Annotated in this window: 8 protein-coding genes; all 8 read right to left on the bottom strand. The window is 50.6% G+C overall.

The genetic code is table 11. The annotated features are described in order from the left end of the window. Positions 1 to 170: 170 nt before the first annotated feature. The 8 genes from metK to ABUA47_RS01905 all read right to left on the bottom strand — a co-directional run bounded on the left by metK (position 171) and on the right by ABUA47_RS01905 (position 7,377). The gene (gene metK / locus ABUA47_RS01940; protein ID WP_005825299.1) at positions 171 to 1,463 is read right to left on the bottom strand and encodes a methionine adenosyltransferase; all 1,293 of its coding nucleotides are present in this window, start codon (positions 1,461 to 1,463) and stop codon (positions 171 to 173) included. Positions 1,464 to 1,764: 301 nt separating this feature from the next. Then, the gene (folK, locus tag ABUA47_RS01935; protein WP_005825297.1) at positions 1,765 to 2,241 is read right to left on the bottom strand and encodes a 2-amino-4-hydroxy-6-hydroxymethyldihydropteridine diphosphokinase; all 477 of its coding nucleotides are present in this window, start codon (positions 2,239 to 2,241) and stop codon (positions 1,765 to 1,767) included. A gap of 2 nt (positions 2,242 to 2,243) precedes the next feature. Next, positions 2,244 to 3,302: a tRNA preQ1(34) S-adenosylmethionine ribosyltransferase-isomerase QueA gene (gene queA / locus ABUA47_RS01930; RefSeq protein ID WP_005825296.1), complete on the bottom strand. Its 1,059-nt coding sequence runs from the start codon at positions 3,300 to 3,302 to the stop codon at positions 2,244 to 2,246. 116 nt (positions 3,303 to 3,418) lie between these two features. Next, on the bottom strand, positions 3,419 to 4,126 hold the full coding sequence (gene truB, locus ABUA47_RS01925; protein WP_005825294.1) for a tRNA pseudouridine(55) synthase TruB: 708 nt from the start codon (positions 4,124 to 4,126) through the stop codon (positions 3,419 to 3,421). Between the two features lie 115 nt (positions 4,127 to 4,241). After that, positions 4,242 to 5,033, bottom strand: coding sequence for an undecaprenyl-diphosphate phosphatase (locus ABUA47_RS01920; RefSeq protein ID WP_005825291.1), 792 nt, complete (start codon positions 5,031 to 5,033; stop codon positions 4,242 to 4,244). Positions 5,034 to 5,189: 156 nt separating this feature from the next. Next, on the bottom strand, positions 5,190 to 5,429 hold the full coding sequence (locus ABUA47_RS01915) for a DUF3098 domain-containing protein (RefSeq protein WP_005833999.1): 240 nt from the start codon (positions 5,427 to 5,429) through the stop codon (positions 5,190 to 5,192). Between the two features lie 83 nt (positions 5,430 to 5,512). Then, entirely contained in the window at positions 5,513 to 6,388 is an 876-nt protein-coding gene (locus tag ABUA47_RS01910) for a cell division protein FtsX (RefSeq protein ID WP_005825286.1), read from the bottom strand. A gap of 89 nt (positions 6,389 to 6,477) precedes the next feature. Beyond that, complete coding sequence (locus tag ABUA47_RS01905) at positions 6,478 to 7,377, bottom strand: class I SAM-dependent methyltransferase (RefSeq protein ID WP_120139497.1); 900 nt, start codon at positions 7,375 to 7,377, stop codon at positions 6,478 to 6,480. Positions 7,378 to 7,427 lie beyond the last annotated feature (50 nt).

Here is a 7,427-nt window from a genome sequence, read left to right as displayed (position 1 = left end):
CTGGACTAGGAGTACAAGGAGGGGGCAAGGTTCGTGTTTGTACTGCCGGTGAAAAAATCCATTTGAAGAGCAAGACCAAAACAACAAAGGCTGCCTCTTCTGCATCCTCCGAAACATCGGTATCTGCAGAAGGGCAGCCTTCTATATAAATAGCCGTAAAGCTATGCTGATTATAAACCGAATGCGGCTTTCACCTTGTCCACATAGTCCAGCTTCTCCCAGGTGAATAGCTCTACCTCTATATCTTTGTTGCCTTCGTAGCGGCTCTTGAAGTGCTTGACGATGGTCTGCGGCTCGCGGCCCATATGTCCGTAGGCGGCAGTCTCCTGATAGATGGGGTTGCGCAGTTTCAGACGGTCTTCTATCGCCTTGGGGCGGAGGTCGAACAGCTCGTCAATCTTACGGGCAATCTCACCGTCGCTCATATTGACGTGGCTGCGGCCATAAGTATCTACGAAGATATTGATGGGGCGTGCCACACCGATAGCGTAACTTACCTGTACCAGCATTTCGTCGGCAACGCCGGCAGCTACCAGATTCTTGGCAATGTGGCGGGCTGCATAAGCTGCGCTGCGGTCTACCTTAGAGGGGTCCTTTCCGGAGAAAGCGCCGCCGCCGTGGGCACCCTTGCCGCCGTAGGTATCTACGATAATCTTGCGTCCCGTCAGCCCGGTGTCACCGTGAGGACCACCGATTACGAACTTGCCCGTGGGGTTGACGTGATATGTGATACGGTCGTTGAACAGTGCCAGCACTTTTTCATGATGGATGGAGGCAATGACACGCGGCATCAGAATCTCGATTACATCCCGGCGGATTTGGGCGAGCATTTCCTCGTCGGCCTTCAGCTGGGCGGCATCACTGTCGTCGGCAGGCTGTACGAAGTCGTCGTGCTGGGTGGAGACTACGATGGTGTCGATGCGTACGGGTGTGCCGTTGTCATCATATTCGATGGTCACCTGGCTCTTGGCGTCGGGACGGAGGTAGGTCATCACCTTGCCTTCGCGACGGACATCTGCCAGCACTTGCAGGATGCGGTGTGCAAGGTCCAGTGAAAGCGGCATGTAATTCTCCGTTTCGTTGGTGGCGTAGCCGAACATCATTCCCTGGTCTCCGGCACCTTGTTCCATGGGGTCCTGTCGCTCCACGCCGCGGTTGATGTCGGGGCTCTGCTCGTGGATGGCGCTCAGCACGCCGCACGAATTGCTCTCGAACATATACTCGCCTTTGGTATAGCCGATTTTCTTGATTACTTCGCGTGCGATGAGAGGCATGTCAACGTACGCTTTGGTTTTCACTTCTCCAGCCAGCACTACCTGACCGGTAGTAACCAGAGTTTCGCAAGCTACTTTCGAACTGGGGTCGTAGGCCAACAGTTTGTCAAGCACAGCGTCCGATATTTGATCGGCCACTTTGTCGGGGTGTCCTTCAGACACCGATTCGGATGTGAATAAATATCCCATTTCAGTTGAGAATTGATAGTTGATAATTGATAATTCAACGAATGGCGGAAGGAGGTGTGTGGAGTAGATGCATCCGGCACACAAACATGCCGTCAGAAAAGGATGTGTTTTAGCATTTTTTTCTGTGGTTGCAAGCTACTCAAATCTCTCCACATATCGTTTTTCGGGGGCAAAGATAGTGCAAACCGAACGCAGAACAAAATGAACTTGTTCATTTTTTATGCTGAGGTGCAGCCTATCTTCGCTTTCCGGAGGCAAAGATAAAAAAGAAATCTTGTATCTGCGCTACAGATAGCAGAGATTAACACTGATTTTGCAACAATTCCCCGATTGTCTTTCCCAATACCGGATGCACCACGCCTGAAGCAATCTCCGCCAACGGCTCCATCACGAAACGGCGTTCCTGCATCAGCGGATGAGGAAGTTTCAGTTCGGGAGTATCCAGCAAAACGGGAGTACCGTCATCGGCAAAACAGAGCAACAGGTCGATGTCTATCACACGGTCGCTATACACTGCATTGACAGACTTATGCGTACGCCCCATCTCCCGCTCGATTTCCTGCGTCGTTTGCAACACCTCCAAAGGTGCCAAAGCAGTGTCTACGCAGAGTGCGGCATTCAGAAAAGTATTATCGGAAGAAAAGCCCCACGGGGCAGTAGCATAAAAAGCAGATAGGGAAATCACTTCCCCTATCTGCTTTCTTATCTTTTGGACGGCCATGCGGAGATTCTGCTCCTTATCGCCGAGATTGGTACCAAGACTGAAATAAACAACCATAATTACCGGTCTGTAATCAGCATCGCATCTCCATACGTACCAAAGCGGTACTCTTCCTTCAATGCCACATTGTATGCCTCCATCACCTGCTCGTAACCGCCGAAAGCGGCAACAATCATCAGCAGGGTACTGAGCGGCATGTGGAAGTTGGATATCATGGCATTGGCCACGGTAAAGTCGTACGGCGGGAAGATGAACTTGTTGGTCCAACCCTCGTATTCCTTCAAATGTCCGTCGGTGCTGACGGTGCTCTCGATGGCACGCATCACGGTGGTACCTACGGCACAGACTTGGCGGTTCAGGTCTTTGGCATGGTTCACAATCCGTACGGCTTCCTCGTTCACAATCATCTGCTCGGAGTCTGTCTTGTGCTTGGTGAGGTCTTCCACATCAATGTCGCGGAAGTTACCCAAGCCAGCATGCAGGGTGATGTAGGCAAAGTCAATACCCTTGATTTCCATACGCTTCATCAGCTCGCGGCTGAAGTGCAGGCTGGCGGTAGGCGCCGTAACAGCTCCTTCGTTGCGTGCAAAAATAGACTGGAAACGTTCGGCATCGTCCGGCTCTACGGGACGGTTGATGATGCTGTGGGGCAGCGGCGTTTCGCCCAGCGCATAGAGCGCCTTCTTGAACTCATCGTGCGGACCGTCGTAAAGGAAACGAAGCGTACGCCCACGCGAAGTGGTGTTGTCGATAACCTCAGCCACCATAGAGTCGTCGTCACCGAAGTAGAGCTTATTGCCGATACGTATTTTACGGGCAGGATCCACCAGTACATCCCACAACCGGAGCTCTTCGTTCAACTCACGCAACAAGAACACTTCAATACGCGCACCGGTCTTTTCCTTGTTACCGTACAAGCGGGCAGGGAAAACCTTGGTGTCGTTGAAGATAAACACATCTTTGTCATCAAAATAGTCCAGAACATCCTTGAACATCTTGTGCTCAATCTCACCCGTCTTACGGTGCAACACCAGCAGACGTGACTCGTCTCTGTACTTCGTGGGGTGCAAAGCTATCTTCTCTTCGGGAAGCTTGAATTTGAATTGCGACAGTTTCATAATTAGTTATGAGTTATAAGTTATTTATTATTTATATCAGTCTGTTTTAGTCATAAGAGGGTATGAGTTATCCGGCAGTATGCTACACTTCATAGCAAATAACTCATAACTTATAACTAAATATCTATCTCCTGCGCCTCTATCCACTCTTTAAAATCGAGGGGATTGAGGCAGTCTGCCAGCCGGACGTCGCCTACGCGGGTACGCTCCAGGGCGGTGAGGTGAGCGCCGCTCTGCAGGGCTTCGCCGATGTCACGTGCCAGGGCGCGGATATAGGTTCCTTTGCTGCATACTACGCGTACCTTTATCCACGGTTCGGCAATATCCAGCCCGTCGTCCAGCAGCTCTATCTCGTCGATGACGAGCAACTTGGGTTTCAGCTCTACCTCCTCTCCCTTGCGGGCAAGGTCGTAGGCACGTTTCCCGTTCACCATACATGCCGAGAAGGCGGGAGGCACTTGCTGTATCTCGCCGATGAACTTCTTCAGCGTCTCCTCCACCAGTCCGCGGGTGATGTGCTCCGTGGGATAGGTGGCATCTATCTCATGTTCCAGGTCGTAAGAGGGAGTGGTGGCACCCAACCGGATGGTGGCAACGTACTCCTTCGTGTGATACTGGAATTCCTCAATCCGTTTCGTGGCCTTGCCCGTACAGACTATCATCACCCCCGTAGCAAGCGGGTCGAGGGTACCGGCATGGCCTACTTTCAACTTCTTCTCCTTTATCCGCCGGCAGATGTGGTAACGCGCATGTCCCACAACCTTGAACGATGTCCATCCCAGCGGTTTATTGAAATAGAGGACTTCTCCTTCTTTAAAATTCATTGGCCTCTCCCCTAACCCCTCCCCGGTAGGGAGGGGGATAAAATGGTACAACTTAATATTTTTCTCTTATTGATTTCCGGAGTAATCAGTCTTTCCCCCACACAAGGAGGGGACTTTAGCTTAATATGAGCGTTATGACACCGGCTATCGCGCAATAGATGGCAAAATAAATCAGCTTGCCCTTCTTCACGATATTTATCATCCACTTGCAGGCCAGGCAGCCCGAAACAAAAGCAGCCAGGAAACCTACCACCAGCGAAAGCGTCGGAATATCCCCTGCAACCGCCTCACCTTTCATCATCTTCATTCCATCCAGCAGTGCCTCGCCCAGGATGGGAGGCATCACCATCAGGAAAGAGAACTGTGCCAGCTTCGCCTTGTTGTCGCCCAGCAACAGACCGGTTGCAATGGTACTGCCCGAACGGGAAAGCCCCGGAAGCACCGCGCATGCTTGTGCCAGACCGATGATAAAGGCATCCTTCATGCTGATGTTCTCCTTCTGCTTCGGCTTATAATAATAGGAGAAAGACAGCAGCAGAGCTGTCAGCAGCAGGCAGCAGCCCACAACGACCAGTCCCGAACCGAAAATGGCCTCTACTTCGTCCTTGAAAAATACCCCCACAATGCCGATAGGTATCATGGATACCAGTATATTGATGACGTAACGTGTCTCCTCGTTCATCTGCCACTTGAACAGTCCCTTGAAAATCCAGTCAATCTCTTTCCAGAGTATCACCAGCGTACTGAACACCGTAGCCACATGTACCACTATCGTAAAAGCAAGATTCTCCTCTCCCTCAATACCGAACAATGCCGAACCTATGGCGAGGTGTCCGCTACTGCTCACCGGCAGATATTCGGTCAGTCCTTGAATAAGCCCAAGGATAAGCGCTTCAAACCATTCCAATTTGTTTAAGTTTTTAAGTTCTTGAGTTGCCGGAGGGGCTGTCCGGAAGCTCTGTTACTACTTTCTTTCTGATTATTTTTCAGACGCAGATAACGCAGATGACACGGATTTCTAATATTCCAATCTGCGTCATCTGTGTAATCCACGTCTGAAAGTTTACTCCTCTGCACGACAGCTTTTAGGCTTGCGCAGCACGGCATATATCATGAACACAAACCCCAGCAGGCAAACTACCGGAGCCACCTTGATGCGTCTCACACTAAAAATGTCCGGCTCAAAGGTCGTCGGGGTAGACACGGGGCCGGTCATCAGAAGAAAACCAATGATAACCACCGCCATTCCGATGCCAAGCAGGATAAAATTGGTCTTATCAAAAGCGAATTTCTCTTTACTCATCTATACATTTACTATTTTACTATTTACAATTTACTATTTGGAGGCTGCGATAACAGTACTTTCTCTCTATGCACTTCAAGGCGTTAAATATAATACAGTGTGCTTGCCTTCATCCTCAGATATTTGTTGATGGAAAGCAAAGCGCACAGCCACGTAATAAGTACACCGAACACCAGCACGGCACCCGACACCAGCACCATCACCTCGGGCGTAATCACCTTGACCAACTCCGGTTCGTAGGACACCAGCCAATAGGCGGCTCCCCACAGAATGCTGTCGGCTATGAAAGCGGCCAGCACACCTATCCAGAAATTGCGCCGCAGAAACGGACGACGGATGAATGCCCAGCTTGCTCCCACCAGCTTCATGGTGTGGATAAGGAAACGCTTGGAATATATAGCCAGACGGATGGTGTTGTTTATCAGCGCAAAGGAGATAAACGTCAGTATCACAGCCAGCCCCAGCAGCATCAAGCTGATATTCCTTATATTATCGTTCACGGCATCTATCAAGTCTTTCTGATAGAGCACTTCCTGGATATTGGTATTCTTTTTAATCAGTTTCTCTATTTTGGCGATGCTGTCCGAATTGGCATAGTCGGAATGCAGCTTGATTTCGATGGAGGCAGTGAAAGGATTGTAGCCGAGGAACTCTTGTGGGTCCGTACCCATCGCCTCAGTCTGCTCGCGGAGTGCCTGCTTCTTGGAAATGTATTCCGTCTGCTTCACAAAAGCCTCCTTGTCCAGCCTCTTCTGAAGCTTCAGGATGTCGCTCTCCTTCATGTCGTCACTGACAAGCACGGAGAAACTGATGTTCTCCTTGACGTACACGGAAAGATTATGAGCCGCGAGCACAAAGAATACAACCAGCCCCAACAGCAGTAACACCAGCGTCGTACTGATGCTGGACGTAATGAACTGCATGTCAAAATAGGATACCGAGTTATTCTTTGCTTTCATTATATCAATTATAAGTTACGAGTTACAAGCTACAAGTTATGTAAATCAGTCGCTATTAATCATTAATCATTAATCCCTAATCCCTTTTCTCACCCTTTCTTCCTGAACACGTAAATCATGGAACTGCTGCGTTCCTTCTTCACCAACGCGCTGAACCAGGCCAGTGTACCGGTCACCATTCCCCGCAGGAAAGTACACGAGTGCCTCATGTGCTTTTCTGTCAGCATGGAGACGTAGAAGGCATCGAACGGCATGGGATGCCGCTCTGCCATGATGAAACCATGCTTGGAACCGAATTGCTGGATGGTGCCCGGTGTGAAGTGCCACAAATGGCGGGGCACATCGTAGGCAGCCCAGTAAGCCCCGTATTTCTTTGCGTCGAAAGAGGAGCAGTTGGGCACAGCTACAATCAGTACCCCCTTTTCAGTCAGCAGGGAGTGCAAGGTTTCCCACGTTTCGTTGAGGGGTTCCAGATGTTCCATGACATGCCATAGGGTGATGACGTCGAAACTGCCCGGTGCAAAATCTTTCAATGCCGTATGGGGTTTCACATCCAGATTGAAGTGTTCTTTGGCAAAGGCACGCGCCTGCGCACTCTTTTCCACAGCTTCCACCTGCCAGCCGCGACGCTGCATGGCATCGGCAAAGTAACCAGTCCCCGTACCCAAATCCAGCAGGCTGCCCTCCTTGCGGTGTGCTTCACGGACCACAAGACGTGCCTTGCGTCCCAGCATATAGTTGCGCACCCAGTGGTACACGGAGTTCATCGCCCCCTTGCGGGTATCGGTATGTGAAATGTAATCAGGAGTTTCGTAGTAACGACCGATTTCAGCCTCCACGGGAAAGTCTTGCGTGAAAAGGAAACCGCAATCCCGGCAGCGGCACAAGTGGAACATTTCGCCCGAGGCATAATGGTCTACACATGTCAGGGCACGCTCCAAATGCGTTCCACCACATAACGGACAAGCTTTTATAGTGAGTTTATTCATCGAACGTTCTGCCAATAAGGAAGTGCAGCCCGAATGAAACAGACCACACC

The organism is Bacteroides sp. RTP31139st1_H2_RTP31139_211217, from assembly GCF_040227615.1.
GTDB classification, from domain to species: Bacteria; Bacteroidota; Bacteroidia; order Bacteroidales; family Bacteroidaceae; genus Bacteroides; species Bacteroides uniformis.
This window is presented reverse-complemented; position numbering and strand designations above follow the sequence as displayed.